A 15,600-nucleotide genomic window follows, 5' to 3' on the forward strand; every position below is an offset into this window, starting at 1 on the left:
CACGGATGGATGGAACGTCTGCGGCCGAACCGAATGAATCGATGAGTTAAGGACATACGATATGGCACTCAAGTTTTGGGTTACGACTCCCTTCTTCTACCCGGACATGAACCGTCCATGGTCGGAACTCCTCAACGACATGTTGAGCATCGTCGACGCCGCGGAAGACCTTGGCTTCGAAGGCATCACAATCAACGAGAACCTGTTCCAGAACTACGTCACGAACCCGTCTTCGCTGGCCTTCAGCGCAGTTGCGGCGGCACGAACGAAACGCCTGCGGATTATGCCGGGCGTTGTGGTACTGCCCTATTACCACCCGCTCCTGATCGCCTCGGAGATGAGCCTCCTAGACCATTTGGCACCCGGGCGCATGGGTATCGGAGTCGCACGCGGCGGTAGCAGGTACCAGTTGGACCGCATCGGGGTGGACCCTGCGAAGGCGCGCGCGATCTACGAGGAATCACTCGAGATCATCAGGCGCGTGTGGGTCGAGGACGACGTGAGTTACGACGGGCAATTCTTCTCCTTCCCACCAACCACCATCGTTCCGAAGCCGGTGACGAAGCCGCACCCCAGCATCTGGGTCGCGTCCCAAAGCGTAGAAGGGGCACAGAAGGTCGCACGCGAGGGCCTGAATCTGATCACGGCGCCCAACTACGGCAGCTTCGAACCTTACGGGGACCTCGAAGCGCTTCTGCAGAGTTACAACGACGCAGCCGAGGCGAGCGAGCATCCGCGCGGCGAGGTCATGGCGCTGCGCCACACGTGGGTGGGTCACACGGAGGAGGAAGCACTCGAATACTTCGATGATTTCCTCAACGAATACAACTTCTACATCGCATTCGTGAAGGACGAGGGCAACAGGGCGAGCCGCGAGGACCGCCTGGCTCCGCGCGGCCTGGGGGACAAAGACCGCAAATACATCGTGGGTGGTCGCGTCATCCCGGAGACCGAACGGTTCTCGCGCGAAAAATTAGACGAGAACTACTCCGATCCCATCCTCACCACGCCCGACAAGATGATCGAACGGTTCAAGACCTACGAGAAGCTGGGTGTCGACCACCTGTCGTGCCTCATCGCGGTGGGCATGCCCCGTGACGCGATCATCAAGCAGATGGAGCTGATGTCCAAGGAAGTCCTGCCGGCGTTCGCCGAATAGAAGCGCACACCGGCGCCGCGCAAACCGTGTGTCGGCGGAATCTGTCCACACTGCCCATGAACTCGACGCTTGGTCGAGACGACGTTAGGACAAGCGCATGCTCCTCGCGGGAGAGCCCGCACCGCTCGACGGTGTTCCCCGATACGCATTCTCGGAGATGGCATCACGACTTCGCCGTCTCTGCCATGATCTGCTGTCGGCTTCCGACCATCTCGGCGTGGGGGGTTGATGCAGATGCTGTACGAAGTCCGTGAGTACATGGTCATACCGGGACGGCTTTCCACGGTAATCGAGTTGTTCAACGAGGTGACCCTCGGCTTGTTCGCCAAGCACGAGATGGACCTCGTTCACATCGGCCGGACCTGGATCGGCCAGGAGTCGCTGAACGAACTGGTCTACACGATGCGGTTCAACGACCTTGCCGAGATGGAAAGCAAGTGGACAGCGTTCCTGCAGGATCCGGAATGGATCGCCGCGATTACCGCGAAAGAGGCGGACGGACCGCTCTACCAATCCATCAGACGACGGCTGCTCGACCCGGGCCCTTTCGACGTCAAGGCTGGGTGACCGCGGTTATCGCAGACGGCGCGTGCAATTCACGGCTGCACGACGAAATCGTGATCTGGCGAACGGCTTCCATTCGTTAAGCAGTCTGTGCCGCGCCATATTTCAGACGCGGGTCACTCCTCGGCACGGCGAAGTGATGCCAGAAACTGGCGTGCCAGCTCATGCAGCTTGATGTTTTGGTCCTGTGATGCGCTAACCAGTCGCTGGAACGCCTCGTCGGGAGTGCAGCCATGGATGGCCATCAACGCGCCTTTCGCTTGGTCAATTTCGGCTCGTGAGGTAAGGGCGCGTTCCAGACTGGTGACGTTGTCCCGGGTCTTTTGCCATCGACGGGCGTTGGTGATCGCTTGGCCGGCGCTAACCGTGTAGAGCCGAATCAGCCCTTCGTCGAACGGGTCGAATGCCGATGCGGTGTAGCTGTACACATTCAGCGAGCCGACGAGTTCCGGCTCGCCGTCGCCGACGAGTAACGGCGCCGACAGGCTCGCCCGGACGCCGAGCTTCGCCGCCTGCTCGGCGAAGTCGGGCCACCGACGATCCGCGGTGGCGATCTCGACCCGGACGGGTTTGCGCCCCTCAGCTGCTTCGATACATGGCCCTCGACCAGACACCTGCTGAAGATGATCCAGGGCGATGATCCGTTCATCGGTGCTGGCGGGTGTGCTGCGCTGATCGCCGGTGAGCACCGTGATACTCACGGCATCGGCGTCAGGAATCGCCCGCGCCGCGGTCTCCGCGACCCGCGCCAGCACGTCGTTCAACGGCTCCTCGGCGGCGAAGACGTCGCGCAGGTCGCCGATGGCCTCTGCTGTGGCATCGAGCCGCCTTAACGGATCTGGCCGTTCAGCACTCGTCATAGACCCCCGGTTTCTGCTTTCACCAGGTCATGGCGAGCGCTGGCATGTCCGATTCTAACGACCCGTCGCATAGCCAACCGCTGATGCCGACCCCTCCTGCCCCGCGTGACCACACTTCGCACCGCCAGCAGCTTGTTCGGATCGATGTCGTCGCCGTCTGCCGGCCAGATCCGTGAGGGTTTTACGCCACCATCAATCGCCGGCAGGATAGATCCCGGGCGAGGGTTGTCGCGCAACTGCGGCGCGGCCGGTGTTCCGATGTCGAGCGCCTGGTCGATGCTGATGTATCCGGTCACGATCGAGCCCACGACGAGGAGGCCACCGGGATCGATGGCATCGAAAATGTAGGCGTCGGAGCCGGCCAACGACTTCAGCTGCGCGGGTGGCTTCTGAACGAAGTGTGGCCTTTCCTTCCGTGCGCTTTACGTCGATTCAGAGTTCACGCCAGCACTGCCCGTCCTCCGAAACCGCCTGCGGCGCATCGCTAACATGACTAGCAGGGCCAGTACGGCAAGCACCGGTATCCACGAGATGAGGAACGCCACCGCCAGCCCGATGCCGCGCAGTACCGAAAGCAACGACTGCCAGCCGTGCTCGAGCGCGCCGGCGAAACCGCCGTGCGTCGCAGCGGGTTTGGCCGAGATGTCGACGTTGATGGTCGCGTAGGAGATTTCGTCACCGAGCGCGGCGCGGCGCGCCCTCAGCGAGTCCAGCTCGGCCTGCCGCTCGGTCAGCGACGACTCCGCGGCGAGCAGGTCGGCAACGTTGCCGGCCCGGCCCATCAGCTCGAGTAGTCGATTGACCGAAGTTTGTAGGGCTCCGATGCGGGCGTCGAGGTCAACGCGCTGCGCGGTGACGTCGTTGTGGTTGATCGACATGGACTCGACAGTCCCGATGTTCTTGGCCTTCACCAGGACCCCGTCGAGCTTGTCCGCGGGGACACGCAGCACGAGCTCCACGGTGGGAGTGGATGATCCGGACCGCTCGGACCGCGAATCAACTCGTCCACCCGCCTCGGTGACCGCGCTGACGAGCCGATCGGCCGCCTGGACGGGCTCGGCGACGACCATCTGCATCGCTCCCGTGGTGACGGTGTCACGCTGGGAGGTGTTGTCCTGCGGCGCTTGTGGTGGCGGCGGAGCCTTGGGTGCCGCGAGCGTGTTCTCGGGCATGGGTCCCCGGCCGGGGGGCGCCTCGATTGATCCGGCCGGCTTTCCGCCCACGCCCTGCAACGGCGCGGAGGATCCGTCGCGGCTCAGCGACCAGATCCATCCGGCGCCGACCAGCAAGGCTCCCACCAGTGCCAGCGCAATCACGTTGCTCAGCCTGACCATTCGTGCCGCCGGCTTGCCGCGGGGCGCTGTCACCGGCGTTGTCACCGGCGCCGGCAGCGGGTCCGCCGGGGCAACCGGCGCCGACGCAACCGGCTCGGTGAAGGCGTGGCCGGGGGCCATCGGCTTTCGGGACCGCGGCACGGCGGCCGGCGCATCGACGTGCCCTCGCATCGGGCCGAAGTCCAATCCGGAGTCCCACCCTGCCGGCGCCTCGACGGGTTGCATGACCCGGTGCCGCGCCCTCCCCTCCGCGACCGCCCGGCTGTCCACGGCAAGGTATGCCGTGAACCTGCACAGGACGCCGAAGCGCAACGATGTGTCGACGATTCGCTTCGCCAGGTCCTCCCCGGGAGCCACGGCGTAGCGGTCCTCGAGATCGCGCAGGTGGGTCCGCGCCCACTGAGCGGTTATCGCCGGCGCATCGCGCCGTTGTCCGGCGACGGTGACCGACCAGTCCGCGCCGTCGCGGGTCGTGCCAAGCACGGCGAGTGACCCGCTCGCGCTTCCGCGATATCGACCGGCCACGACCAGGGGCACCCCGGGAAACAGGTCGGGCAGCCGCGCCGGACTCTCGGTGCCCGCGACGGTTGCCAGCCCGCCGGCGCGCAGCGTTAACGAGTGTGCGATCGGCGCGCCGATGCGGCGATGGATGGTGTCCATTGCCTCATCGAGGCGGTCCTCGCTTTCCACCAGCTCGCAGCGTCCACCGCCGACACCGGCCAGGCGGCCCAGGAGCCCGGCGTTGACGGCCTGATCGATGCCCACGGTGTGCACCCGCACCCGTTGCAGGTCCGTCGAGAGTTCACGCAGCAGCTGGTCCTCGTTGCCGACCTGCCCGTCGGTGACGAGGATGACGACCGCGTCGCGCCCCTGCTCCCCCCGCAACAAGTTGAGCCCTTGCCGAAGCGGCGCAAGCATTTCCGTGCCACCGCGCGCGTCGACGCGGGCGAGGTGCTCGACGGCCCGGTACCGGTTGCGGTCGCTGGCCTCGACCAAGCCGTCGGGCAGCCCGGCCGGGCGATCGATGCGGTCGTCGAAGGTCAGCACCGCGAAGCGGTCGGCATCGGTGAGGGTGTCGACGATGCGCGCCGCGGCGCGGCGCGCGGTCACCATCTTCCAACCCCGCATGCTGCCGGAGCGGTCGAGCAATAGCACCACGTCGCGCGGGCGGGGCGGCGCACTCGACACCGGCGGTAGGACGGTGAGCTGGTAGGTGCCCTCGTCGCCCGTTGCGTCGGGAACCAGGACGAGCGAGTCGGTGACGCCCTCGGCGCCGTAGCGCAGCCGCAGGACAAAGTCGCGGTCCGCGCGCTCCCCGGGTTGTATTCGCAGCTTGCCGTCCCCGGCAGACACCGCGTGCAGGCTCGACCACACCTCCGACAGTGTCAGGCCGGCGGGGTCGATGCCGACCTCGATGGCCAGCGGTACCGGGTGCGGGAAGCCGGGCAACAACACGGGCGGGGTGATCCGCGACGCGTCGGGGACGGCGTCCGTGTCGTCGGCATGACCGTCGCCCACCGCGAGGTCCGTCAGGGCGGCGCCCGGGATGTACCGCGGCGCAACCACAAGCGGGAAGCGGAAGGTCGCCTCGCCCGCCTCGTAGGCCAGCGGGATGACGATCGTCAGTGCGATGCGGACCCGTTCCCCGGGCACGATGTTTCCAACCCGCATGGTGAAGATGTCCGGCCGCTCCTCCTCGGCGATGGAGGCTCGCCGGCCCGACTCGATCGCGTCGTCGTAGGCCTGTCGGGCGGCTTCGCGCTCGCGCAGCTCGGCCTCGACGGCCCGCCCGTCGGCGGTCATCCGCATCCCGGTGACCGCGCCCCGGTCCGGTAACGGGAAGACGTAGGTGGCTTCCAACGGCACGTCGAAGGTGTTGACGAAGTCCTGCGTCAGCTCGACCTGGCTCGTGAGGCCGGTGATCTGCGCTCGAACGTCGAGGCATGCGAGCGGCAGGTTTCCCCGGTCGGTGCGCAGAGCGCCCAGGCCCGCGTCGTCTTCCCCCACGGCCGCACGGGTCGGCTCGCCCTCGGTCATCGCGGTGATGCGGACGGTCATGATGGGCTCCGTTCATCGAGGGATAGCCGGCCTGACAGCAAGCCGCGTTCGGAAAGCAGTTCAAGGAGCGGTCGGGCGGCCGCATGGATTGCCTGGACGTCGTCGCGGTCGGGCCGGCCGTGGCGGTCGACGGGCAGCATCAGCAGCGCCCCGCCGGGCAGCCGCACGGCGGCCAGCTTGGTGACAGTGTCATCGCCATTCCCGTCGGTCACCGGTGGGTCGGGAGCGGGTGGATCTGCCCAGAATCGGGGTCGGCGCGCGGACGCGGGCGGCGCCGGCGCCGCGATGAGTTCCTCGGGAACGGCGGCGACCCGGCGCAGGGTTTCGGTTGTGGCCCCGGCGAGTTCGGCCTGGATCTCGGCGAGCGAATGGCCCTCCGCCTGGAGGCGTTTGACGGCGACGATCTGCAGGAGGTGCCGGGGGCCGTACATCGCGGTGCGCCCTTGCGTGGCGGGCCTGTCGACCAGACCGGTCGTGGTGTACCACCGCACGGCCCGCCGATCGGGCAGCTCCCGCACACGCCCGTTGGGTGCGCCCGGGTATGCCGGGGTCGCCAGGCTGGCGGCGACCCGTCGCACCAGCTCGTCCAGCGTCCACCTCGCCTCGTCGCTCACGAAGCAGATCGTGACACTGTCACAGTTACACTGTCAAGGTAGCCTTGATTCGTTTTACGGTCAGAACGCCGGGAAAAGGGTATTACTGCGGAACACGGCCGGATAGGGACGGAGGCGAAGTGACGACAAACCCCAAGGCGGCAAGTGGTGTTCTATTGCAGTTGCGGGCGGCACAGCTCGTTATCGCGGCGGCGACGCGTGTGGCGCGGGGGGTGCGTCGGACTTTAGACCTGGGCGAGGGGGCGATTCGACGCCTCGGCATCGCGGAACGGACGCCGGCATTGCCGGCCGCGGTCAAGCAGCTCGAAAGCGTCCGTGACGGCCACGCGGATTCGGGATTGTCGGGGCAAGGCACCGAAAAGATGCCCACCGTGGCCGATTCCGGTTCGACGGCCGTGAGTGACAGCGTCGCCGAGAAACCACCGGCCAAGAAAGCACCTGCCAAGAAGGCCCCGGCGAAGGCGCCCGCAAAGAAAGCAGCAGCGAAGACGCCCGCCAAAAAAGCACCCGCCAAGACGGCGCCCGTCACGGATGCGGCCCCGGACGCGCCCGCGAAAAAGGCACCGGCCAAGAAGGCACCCGCGAAGAAAGCGCCTCCCGAAAAGGCGCCCGCGAAAAAGGCACCCGCGAAAAAGGCACCGACCAAAAAGGCACCCGCAAAGAAGACGCCGGCGAAGAAGGTTAGCGCCTCTCCCGATGGACCGGTCAAGGCGGCACCGGCCAAGAAGGCCGCGAAGAAGACGCCGGGAGCGCCCGCTGCGGGCCCGAGCGCGGACGGCTAAGCCGGCTGCGACTTCGTGCCCTAGTTAGCTGCGGGATTCAGTTTGCACCACAACAGGTCGAGACATGGCGCCACGCTGGGTCAGGCCGCGATCCCGAGCTCCTGGTTGATCTGCGCGAGGTATCGGGGACCGTCCAGCGTCAACAGCACCCAGTCGTGAATCTGGCCATTGGCCAGGACGAAGTTCAGGTTTGCATGCTGCGCGACGGCCTCTTGCTGGAGCACCAACACGTCGGCCGACAGGATGTCCATGTTGCCCGAATAGACATACGTCGGCGGCAGTCCGCTCAAGTTCCCGTACAGCGGACTGACCAGAGGGTTCGTCACGGAAAGGCCGCCGGCCCACGCCCTGCCGATCTGTTGCGCGGGCCCAATCGGCAGCAGTGGATCCTGGACCAGCGCGATGTTGGGGTTCGTCATCCCCACGTCCAGCCAGGGAGACAGCAGGACCATCGACGCCGGAATGGCCTGGTGGTTGGCCACCAGTGATTCGACGGCGGCCAGTGCGAGATTGCCGCCCGCCGAGTCGCCGATCACGCTGACGTTCGGGGCCCCGTGGAGGGCGATCTGCGAGGAGATGAGGCCGGCCATCTGGGGCACTACCGTCCCGGCGGTACCTCCTTGCTGCAACAGCGGGTAGATCGGCACTTCCATGGTCGCACCGGTCTGGTAGGCCATCACCGAGTAATCGAGCCAGTGGAAGATCGAGGGCGGCAGGATGAACGCCCCACCGTGAATGGCGACCACGTAGTTGCCGGTCGGGTGTGCCGGGGTGATCTGCACGACGCTCATTCCGTTGTACGTGGTGAACTGGACCGTCTCCCCCAGCAGCCAGTTCAACAAGGGCGGCGGCGAGTTGCCGAGGACCCAGGACAACGGCGGGATGTCGCTGCTGACCAGCGCCAGGAGTGGGGAATTCGGCAGCGAGAGTTGGCCTTCGAGACCGGACAGACTCAGCAGGGGCTTCACCGGCCACAGCGCGAATTCTTCCAATCTGGTCGCCAATGACGGTGTGCCGGTGAAGGTCCCGGCCTGGGTGGCCGGGAAGGGCGGAGCGGCCGGTGCGCCGAATATGTCGACGAAGATCGTGTTGGCCACCAGGTTGATTTCGTTGGCCAGTGCCGTGGTGGTCTGCTGGACTTCCTGCTGCACGAGGGTCAACCCGTTTCCGACGGCCCTGGCGAGCTCGCCCGGCAGGTTTTCCAGCGCGCCCGCCCAGGGGCCCAACTGGGCGACCGTCGCCGACGCGCTGGTGTAATACGCGCTCATGACCGCGACGTCGTGCGCCCACATCTCCTCGTACCCGGCCTCGGCGGCCGCGATCGCGGGGGCGTTCTGCCCGAACAGGTTCGAGGCCACCAGCGACACCAGCCGGCCGCGGTTGCCCGTCACCACCTCCGGGTCCACGATGGTCGCAGCCGCGGCCTCGAAGGCGGCGGCCGCCGCCCGGGCCTGGGCAGCCGACCGCTCGGCCTGCGCGGCCGCCTCGCCCAACCAGTCGACATACCGGGCGACCGCGTTCGTCATGGCGGCCGACGCGGGGCCTTGCCAGGCCTGAGCCGCCAGGTCCGCCGTGACGGAATTGAACGCATTTGCAGCCGAGCTCAGTTCACTGCCGATCCCGTCCCATGCCGCCGCCGCCTCCAACATCGGCGCCGAACCCGGTCCGTCAAGCAGCAGAACAGAATTGACCTCAGGCGGCCACACCGCAAAGCTCACTACCGCTCCCCCTCGATCTGCACGTCAGCGGGCATTGGAAGCAACGTACATCTTTCACGTGTTGCAAGAAGAGGTTTTTTCGGAGTCGCTTGTCAAGCGCGACACCTGTCCGGCGGCGGTGGCGGTCTCGGCGTTGCAGCGGGCGCCCTCATGCCTGGCAGCGAACGTTACGGCCGATTGAACGCGACCTGCATATCCGCGAATTGCCCCTTCCGGAAAGGCGCCGCCGTCATAACATGACCACACCCACTGGCAGACGAACAGGGGACACCCGATGCGAATGAAACTTGTTGCCATCTCCGCCGCGACCTTCGCGTTGGCTTTCGCTCCTTCAGCGCAGGCCGCGCAAACTCCGTACCACCCAATCGTTCCCATGAAGCCCGGCACGCCGGCGACGGTCCAACCATTGGACTGCAACGGCTCGACGGGCGACCACGGCTGCGGCGCCGGGTTCCACTGGCGCAACGGCGACCACGGTTGGGCCTGCTACCCCTGCGATTAACCGCGACCGCCGCGGTTGATGCCACGGCGCGCCGACCCTCCCGGGTCGTTCATCCTTCGCGGACAGTTCAGCGACACTCGAGTCACCGTCGAGAAACTGGGCGTGATCCCGTTGGGTGGACACAGCTGGTCGGGTGGCTTGCGTCGTCTGAGTGAGTCCGCCTGAGAATTCGATCAGGCCGGTCATACCGATGGCGAGTGGCGACCCAAGCGTGAGAACACTTCGTCACGTGAGACGCGGTGAGTCGATGCCCACAGCCCGGGAGTGGGCGCATTTCTCGTGGTGAAGCTGCCTTATTGGGTGCGATCATGTCTTCAGTGCCGCCGGCTCGGGGCGGCGTACAGATGACAGGACCACGTTGAGGCCATCCATGCCAAAGGTTGGCGATCGGCACCCTCTCATGCCGATCCGCGGGCGGGCAGCTGAGGTGAAAACGATCCGCGGGCTGATGTCGGCGCTGTCGCAAGGGCGCGGCAACGTGCTGGTTGTCGAGGGGCCGCCGGGGATCGGCAAAAGTCGCCTGACGGCCGAACTGATGGTGCTTGCCAGCAATCTCGGCATTCGGACACTTTTCGGCGAGGCGTTTGAATATCAACGCAACGTGCCATTCTTCTCATTGTTGTCGGCGGTCCTGCGCGCCGACCCCCCGGTGGGTGACTCCGAAGCCCTACGCCGATTGAACGCGTCGGCCGACTTGCGTTACTGGGTGGTCCAGGATCTTCAGGCGGCGATCGGTTCCGCAGCCTCGAACCATCCGCTTGCGATCGTCCTCGAGGACATCCATTGGGCCGACCACGCCACGCTGCTGGCACTGCGGTCACTTGCGGTCGCCGACGCGGACGCGCCACCCGTGCTCTGGGTGTTCACCGCACGCAACGGCGCGGGTGGCCCGGCACTCCGGGAGACCCTAAGAGTGCTGAAACGACACGGAGCGACGTTTCTACGGCTGACCGCGGTGCCGCCAAGCGGTGTCACCGAAATCGTCCAAGACGTCGTGAAAGCGAGAGCCGAGGATTCGTTGCTCAGCCTCGCCGATAAAGCGCACGGCAACCCGTTCCTGTTAAAGGAGTTACTGCACGGACTCGATGAGGAGGGCCGGGTCGACATCAATGACGGTCGCGCCAGTGCGCGCGGGGATACGCTGCCGCGCCGACTGAGCATCGGCATGCAGCAGCGATTGGACGGCTTGTCTGAGGCGGCAAGGGAAGTGGTGCAGATAGCCTCGGTGTTGCCGGATCGCTTCTCCGTGGCATTGCTGGCAGCGATGCTGCAGCGGCCGCCGGCGGCACTGGTGTCGCCGATCGGTGAGGCGGTGCATACGGATTTGCTGACCGATGACGGCGATCACCTGCGGTTTCGCCACGACCTTCTGCGTGACGCCACGCGGCAGTCATTACCGCAATCGCTGCGCCGCGCTATCGAGCGCCAGTCGGCGACCGTGTTGCTCGAAATGGGAGCGGCACCCGAAGAGGTGGTGACCCAACTGACGCGCAGTGCCGAGGTAGGCGATCATGCTGCGATCGGCGCGCTTCGCCAAGCCGCATGTTCGGTGGCTCACTCCGATCCCAGCGCCGCCGCCGACCTGAGCAAACGGGCGCTGGAGCTCTGGCCTGCCCGGGACCGTGGCCGTGGTCGTGACGCGCTCATCGCCGAGACAGTGGAACTGCTCAACCGGGCCACCCGCTACAGGGAGGCAGAAGAACTGGCCGGCAACACGCTGGCCGCCGACCCAACGCCTGAAGAGGAAGCGAAGATTCGGTTGCACCTGGCGGTGGTAACAAACGAGAATCCGCAGCGCCGTGTTGAACACAATCGCCGCGCTCTTGAGTTGCCTCGCATCACCGACGCGACCCGTGCACGACATGAATCCTGGCTTGCCTACAACGTCGCGATGAGTGGCCGGCACGATCAAGCTCGCGTGGCACTCAGCGAGGCGGCCGCTGCTGCAGCGGCAACTGGTGACCCCGAATCGCACGTGTTGTGCGAGATTACGAGTGCATACCTTGACTGCGCCGCGGGCTACGCCACTCGTGCCATCACTCGGCTCGAGCAGCTGGACAGCCTCCACCGAGGCTCCGATACCACAGTGGCGCACATGCTCGCCGACATCCACCGAGTCAATCTGTTGGCTGTGATGGGTCGGCTCGAGGATGCGTCAGCGATCGTCTCCGCGGGCGTTGACAACGCCCGCAGGGAGCGCAACGGCTTGGCGCTGCACGCGTGGTCGGCCACCAATGGGCTGGTCCACCTCGTCAGGGGGCGACTGTCGGAAGCACTGGCCATTACTGAACCGTTACCTGCGCCGGAGCACGCCGGTGCCACGGAATTGGGCATGCTTCGTATGCTGATATTGACGCACGTAGCAGTACACACCGACAACCGAATGCTGTTGCACCAAGCGGTCATCGACGCACACGCCATTCATGCGACTGGGACCGGGGCCGTTCGCGACGGGGCGGCCGCTGTGCTCGCTTTGGCGGGCTGGCATCGTGGCGACGTTCATGACTCCGCCCGCTGGCTTCACGGTCATCCCAACATTTTCGTCACGCCGACCGCTTTATTTCACCTGCTGTTGACGGCTCGAGTCGCCGTGGTCACCGGCGACGACGGACTACGAGCACAGGCGCTAGAGCAAGTCGAACTGCTCGAACGGGAACGGCCGGGCGTGCCGATCTTCACCGCGGTCGCCCAACATTCCCGCGGAGTTCTCGGGCGCGATCCCGACGAGTTGGTGGCGGCCGCCGACGCGCTGCGCTCGTGTGAGCGACCGCTTCTCTATGCCAGCGCCGCCGAGGACGCCGGCGAAGCACTTCAAGGTGTCGAACGCACCTTCGAGGCCCTCGCCCACTTAAACGCGGCATTCGACGCGTACAGCGACCACGAAGCGAGCGCTGACGCGCGACGGGTCGGGCGTGCGCTGCGCCGACTGGGTGTGCACCGGCGAGCGGCAGGGCGGCCGCGCGCAAAAACGGGCTGGGAGAGCCTCACTGGCTCCGAGCTGAAAGTCGTTCGTCTGATCGCGGCGGGTGCGACCAACCGCTCAGTGGCCGAGCAACTGCACCTTTCACTGCACACGGTGAGGTCCCATCGCCGCAATGCATTCGCCAAGCTCGGCATCAACTCCGCGACCCAGCTGACGCAGCTGATGCGGAGTTCCGGTTAGACGGCTTGCGCTCTTAACCATCCCCCCGCGGACCCTTAAAAATCACCCCCGGGTGCGATGTTGCCGGACCCGCTCCGGGTCCACCCTGGTTTTCGTCAAGAAGGCAATGTGGCGGACGCCGCGTCGCTCCATCCGCGCCAACCCATTGTTGCTGACATTCGACAGAGAGACAGATCGGTGAATTACCCAGTGCCACGAAACTTCTCGTCGCGCCCGGTCGCGGTGATCGGCGCCGGAACCTTGGGGCGTCGGATCGCTCTGATGTTTGCGACCCGGGGTGGCGCCGTTCATATCTACGATATGTCCGCGCCGCAACGCGCCGCGGCCGTGGAATACGTTGCGGAAAATATCGCTGCCGCAGTTGCCCGGGTCGAAGGCGGATCCGCAGGAATCAGTACAGCTTGCCATGATCTCAATGACGCAGTGGCGGAGGCCTGGCTTGTCGTCGAGGCGGTTCCCGAAAAGCTGGAACTGAAGAAGCAAGTCTTCGCCCAACTGGATGCGGCGACGGCGGAAGACACCATCCTGGCGAGCAACTCGTCGTCATTTCCGAGCAGACTGTTCACCAGCAAGGTTGGCCACCCCGAACGCGTGCTCAACATCCACTTCTACATGCCGCCAGACCAGAGCGCGGTCGACATCATGTCGTGTGGCCAGACGGAGCGTTCAGTCATGGATTTCGTGAAGGAGACGCTCCCGCTTTTCGGCATTTACCCATTCGAAGCACACAAGGAAAGCATCGGATTCATCTTCAACAGGGTCTGGGCAGCGATCAAGCGAGAATGCCTCGAACTCGTCGCCGAAGGTGTGTCCACTCCTCATGACGTCGATCGCATGTTCCAGATCAACACCGGCATGCCCGGTGGACCGTTCCGGATGATGGATCAGGTCGGCCTCGATGTCGTCCTTGACATCGAAAAGCACTACGAAGCAGAGCATCCCGAGTATCCCAGGGGACCGCGCCAGCTCTTAGAGGGCTACATCGCCGACGGCCGGCTGGGCGTCAAGACAGGTGCGGGGTTCTACGACGACTACCCGACGCCGTAGCGATGCACCTGAGGAGGCTCGGATGACACCCGAGGAATTGCTAGCCGGCCCACTGACGCCGTTGCAAGCTCCGCCCTACCCGGCGAGGTTGACCCGCTACGTCAACCGCGAGTACTTCAGCGTCGTGTACCGAACCGACCCCAGGGCACTGCGCGCGGTCGTGCCGGAACCACTCCAAGTGAGAGAGCCCCACGTGCGTTTCGAGGTCATGCACATGGGCGATGTGGACGGATTCGGCCCTTACACAGAGGCCGGGCAAGTGATTTCCGTGCACTACGACGGCGAAGACGGCGAGTACCTCCACACGATGCACCTGGACAACATTGGAGCCATCCTTGCGGGTCGCGAGCTGTCGGCCTATCCGAAGACCCTCGGATGCCCCAGGCTCTTCGCCGAGAACGGCGCGCTGGTAGGCACCCTGGATTACGGTACGCAGCGGGTTGCGACCGCCACGATGGCATACAAGCATCTGCCCCTCGCTGAGTCCGTCGCCGCCACGCACATCACCGTTCCGACCTTCGCTGTCAAGGCCATCCCCGATTACGAGGGTGGTTTGCGCGTTTGCGACTTGGTGCGCATGCAAATCACCGACATCACCGTCAAACAATCCTGGCAGGGACCCGCGAGGTTGCAGTTGTGCGCCCATGTGATGGCTCCCGTGGCCGACCTGCCGGTTCTTGAGATCGTCTCGGCATCCCACGTGCTGACCGACCTCACGTTAGGACCAGCGACGCCAGTGCACAGCTACCTGCCGTGAGCCTGACAGAGCTTTCTCGAACGTGGCGAGAAATGAGATCTCTTTCCCGCCGACAGACGACCGGCAGACCGGCGTTGCCAGACCACTCATTCATGGGGCCTTCGTTGTTGAGCGTCGCGCGTCTCGCCGTAAGTTCTATGCTGGCCGGCTTTGACGAATGCAGCGAAGCGTTGCGCCGGTGGCGGGATGGGGCGTTCATGCGGCCAGGCCAAGCCGATGGGACGCTTAGCTCGCGGGTTAGACAGGCTGACATAGACCGCCGCCGGTTCGCGCCGATGCGGCGGGGGCATCGGGACGACCCCGACGCCGAGACCCGCTGCGACCAATCCTTCGATGGTCGCGATTTCCATTGCCTCGAAGACGACCCGCGGATTGATACCCTCGGCGGCCCACAAGTCGTTGGTGATCCCGCGCAACGCGAAGTCGGTGCCCAGCGCGATGTACGATTCTCCTTCTGTCTCCGCCAGATTGATCCTGCGCCGGTCAGCGAGGCGATGGTTTCTGGGCAAGACCAGGCACAGCCGTTCGGTGAGCAATTGATGCCAGCCGAAGTCCCCACTGTCCGGGCGTGGTCCGGTGATCGCCAAGTCCACCCTGCCGCCGGTGAGAAGCTCGACAATCTCGTGGCCGGCCGCCTGACGCAGGTCGAACCGGACGCGCGGTGTTTCCAGTCGGAACCGGCGCAGCACGTCGGGCACCAGGTAACTGGCCATCGAGTGCAGGAAAGCCAGTCGTACGGTTCCGCTGTCGGGATCGCGCAGCGCAGCGATCCGCTCGTCGGCCGCGCGTATCTCGGCCAGCCCACGACGCGAGTGCTCGAGCATGATGCGCCCATAAGCGTTGAGGTGCAGCCGATTGTTGACTCGGTCGAACAGCGGCGCATGCAATTCCCGTTCCAATCGCTTGAGTCCGCGCGACAGCGTGGGTTGGGCAACATTGAGTTTCTGGGCGGCCTCGGTCATGTGCTCGGTCTCGGCAAGCACGACAAACCAATGCAACTCGTCGACGTTCACGCCTTAAGGCTATTACGTATGCGCATAGA

13 protein-coding genes are annotated in these 15,600 nt (G+C 65.3%); 6 read left to right on the plus strand and 7 right to left on the minus strand.

Annotated features, from left to right (window positions below):
• The first annotated feature begins 61 nt into the window (after positions 1–61).
• Together G6N56_RS06920 and G6N56_RS06925 are read left to right on the plus strand one after the other, a co-directional pair.
• Positions 62–1,159 carry an LLM class flavin-dependent oxidoreductase gene (locus tag G6N56_RS06920; protein WP_085258485.1) on the plus strand — a complete coding sequence of 366 codons (1,098 nt, stop codon included), beginning with the start codon at positions 62–64 and terminating at the stop codon, positions 1,157–1,159.
• Positions 1,160–1,393: 234 nt separating this feature from the next.
• Entirely contained in the window at positions 1,394–1,726 is a 333-nt protein-coding gene (locus G6N56_RS06925; protein WP_085258620.1) for an NIPSNAP family protein, read from the plus strand.
• A gap of 113 nt (positions 1,727–1,839) precedes the next feature.
• Here the strand turns inward: G6N56_RS06925 and G6N56_RS06930 are convergent, their stop codons facing one another.
• From G6N56_RS06930 to G6N56_RS06945, 4 genes are read right to left on the minus strand one after another with little or no spacing between them, the layout of a single operon-like run.
• Positions 1,840–2,583, minus strand: coding sequence for an ANTAR domain-containing response regulator (locus G6N56_RS06930; protein ID WP_085258484.1), 744 nt, complete (start codon positions 2,581–2,583; stop codon positions 1,840–1,842).
• On the minus strand, positions 2,580–2,948 hold the full coding sequence (locus G6N56_RS06935) for a hypothetical protein (protein WP_085258483.1): 369 nt from the start codon (positions 2,946–2,948) through the stop codon (positions 2,580–2,582). The genes G6N56_RS06930 and G6N56_RS06935 overlap by 4 nt, the downstream gene beginning before the upstream one ends.
• A 57-nt stretch (positions 2,949–3,005) precedes the next feature.
• The gene (locus G6N56_RS06940) at positions 3,006–5,975 is read right to left on the minus strand and encodes a DUF4349 domain-containing protein (protein WP_085258482.1); all 2,970 of its coding nucleotides are present in this window, start codon (positions 5,973–5,975) and stop codon (positions 3,006–3,008) included.
• Positions 5,972–6,589 carry a MerR family transcriptional regulator gene (locus G6N56_RS06945; protein ID WP_085258481.1) on the minus strand — a complete coding sequence of 206 codons (618 nt, stop codon included), beginning with the start codon at positions 6,587–6,589 and terminating at the stop codon, positions 5,972–5,974. Before G6N56_RS06945 ends, G6N56_RS06940 begins: the two co-directional genes overlap by 4 nt.
• 119 nt (positions 6,590–6,708) lie before the next feature.
• Between G6N56_RS06945 and G6N56_RS29585 the strand changes: the two genes are divergently transcribed.
• The gene (locus tag G6N56_RS29585; RefSeq protein ID WP_085258480.1) at positions 6,709–7,371 is read left to right on the plus strand and encodes a hypothetical protein; all 663 of its coding nucleotides are present in this window, start codon (positions 6,709–6,711) and stop codon (positions 7,369–7,371) included.
• Positions 7,372–7,451: 80 nt separating this feature from the next.
• On the opposite strand, the gene lipY is transcribed toward G6N56_RS29585, so the two are convergent.
• Both lipY and G6N56_RS06960 read right to left on the minus strand, forming a co-directional pair.
• Entirely contained in the window at positions 7,452–9,089 is a 1,638-nt protein-coding gene (gene lipY / locus G6N56_RS06955; RefSeq protein ID WP_232069235.1) for a triacylglycerol lipase LipY, read from the minus strand.
• A gap of 54 nt (positions 9,090–9,143) precedes the next feature.
• Entirely contained in the window at positions 9,144–9,554 is a 411-nt protein-coding gene (locus G6N56_RS06960) for a hypothetical protein (protein ID WP_158090769.1), read from the minus strand.
• A 437-nt stretch (positions 9,555–9,991) separates the two neighbouring features.
• On the opposite strand from G6N56_RS06960, the gene G6N56_RS06965 reads away from it, so the two are divergent.
• The 3 genes from G6N56_RS06965 to G6N56_RS06975 all read left to right on the plus strand — a co-directional run bounded on the left by G6N56_RS06965 (position 9,992) and on the right by G6N56_RS06975 (position 14,558).
• Positions 9,992–12,754 (plus strand): ATP-binding protein, encoded by a 2,763-nt coding sequence (locus G6N56_RS06965; RefSeq protein WP_232069236.1) that lies wholly within the window; start codon positions 9,992–9,994, stop codon positions 12,752–12,754.
• Between the two features lie 108 nt (positions 12,755–12,862).
• Positions 12,863–13,801 (plus strand): 3-hydroxyacyl-CoA dehydrogenase family protein, encoded by a 939-nt coding sequence (locus tag G6N56_RS06970; protein WP_232069237.1) that lies wholly within the window; start codon positions 12,863–12,865, stop codon positions 13,799–13,801.
• Positions 13,802–13,823: 22 nt separating this feature from the next.
• On the plus strand, positions 13,824–14,558 hold the full coding sequence (locus tag G6N56_RS06975) for an acetoacetate decarboxylase (protein ID WP_085258476.1): 735 nt from the start codon (positions 13,824–13,826) through the stop codon (positions 14,556–14,558).
• 86 nt (positions 14,559–14,644) lie between these two features.
• Here G6N56_RS06975 and G6N56_RS06980 read toward each other — a convergent pair whose 3' ends face one another.
• Positions 14,645–15,571, minus strand: coding sequence for a LysR family transcriptional regulator (locus G6N56_RS06980; protein ID WP_085258475.1), 927 nt, complete (start codon positions 15,569–15,571; stop codon positions 14,645–14,647).
• Positions 15,572–15,600: the final 29 nt, after the last annotated feature.

Source organism: Mycobacterium saskatchewanense, from assembly GCF_010729105.1.
Lineage (GTDB): Bacteria > Actinomycetota > Actinomycetes > Mycobacteriales > Mycobacteriaceae > Mycobacterium > Mycobacterium saskatchewanense.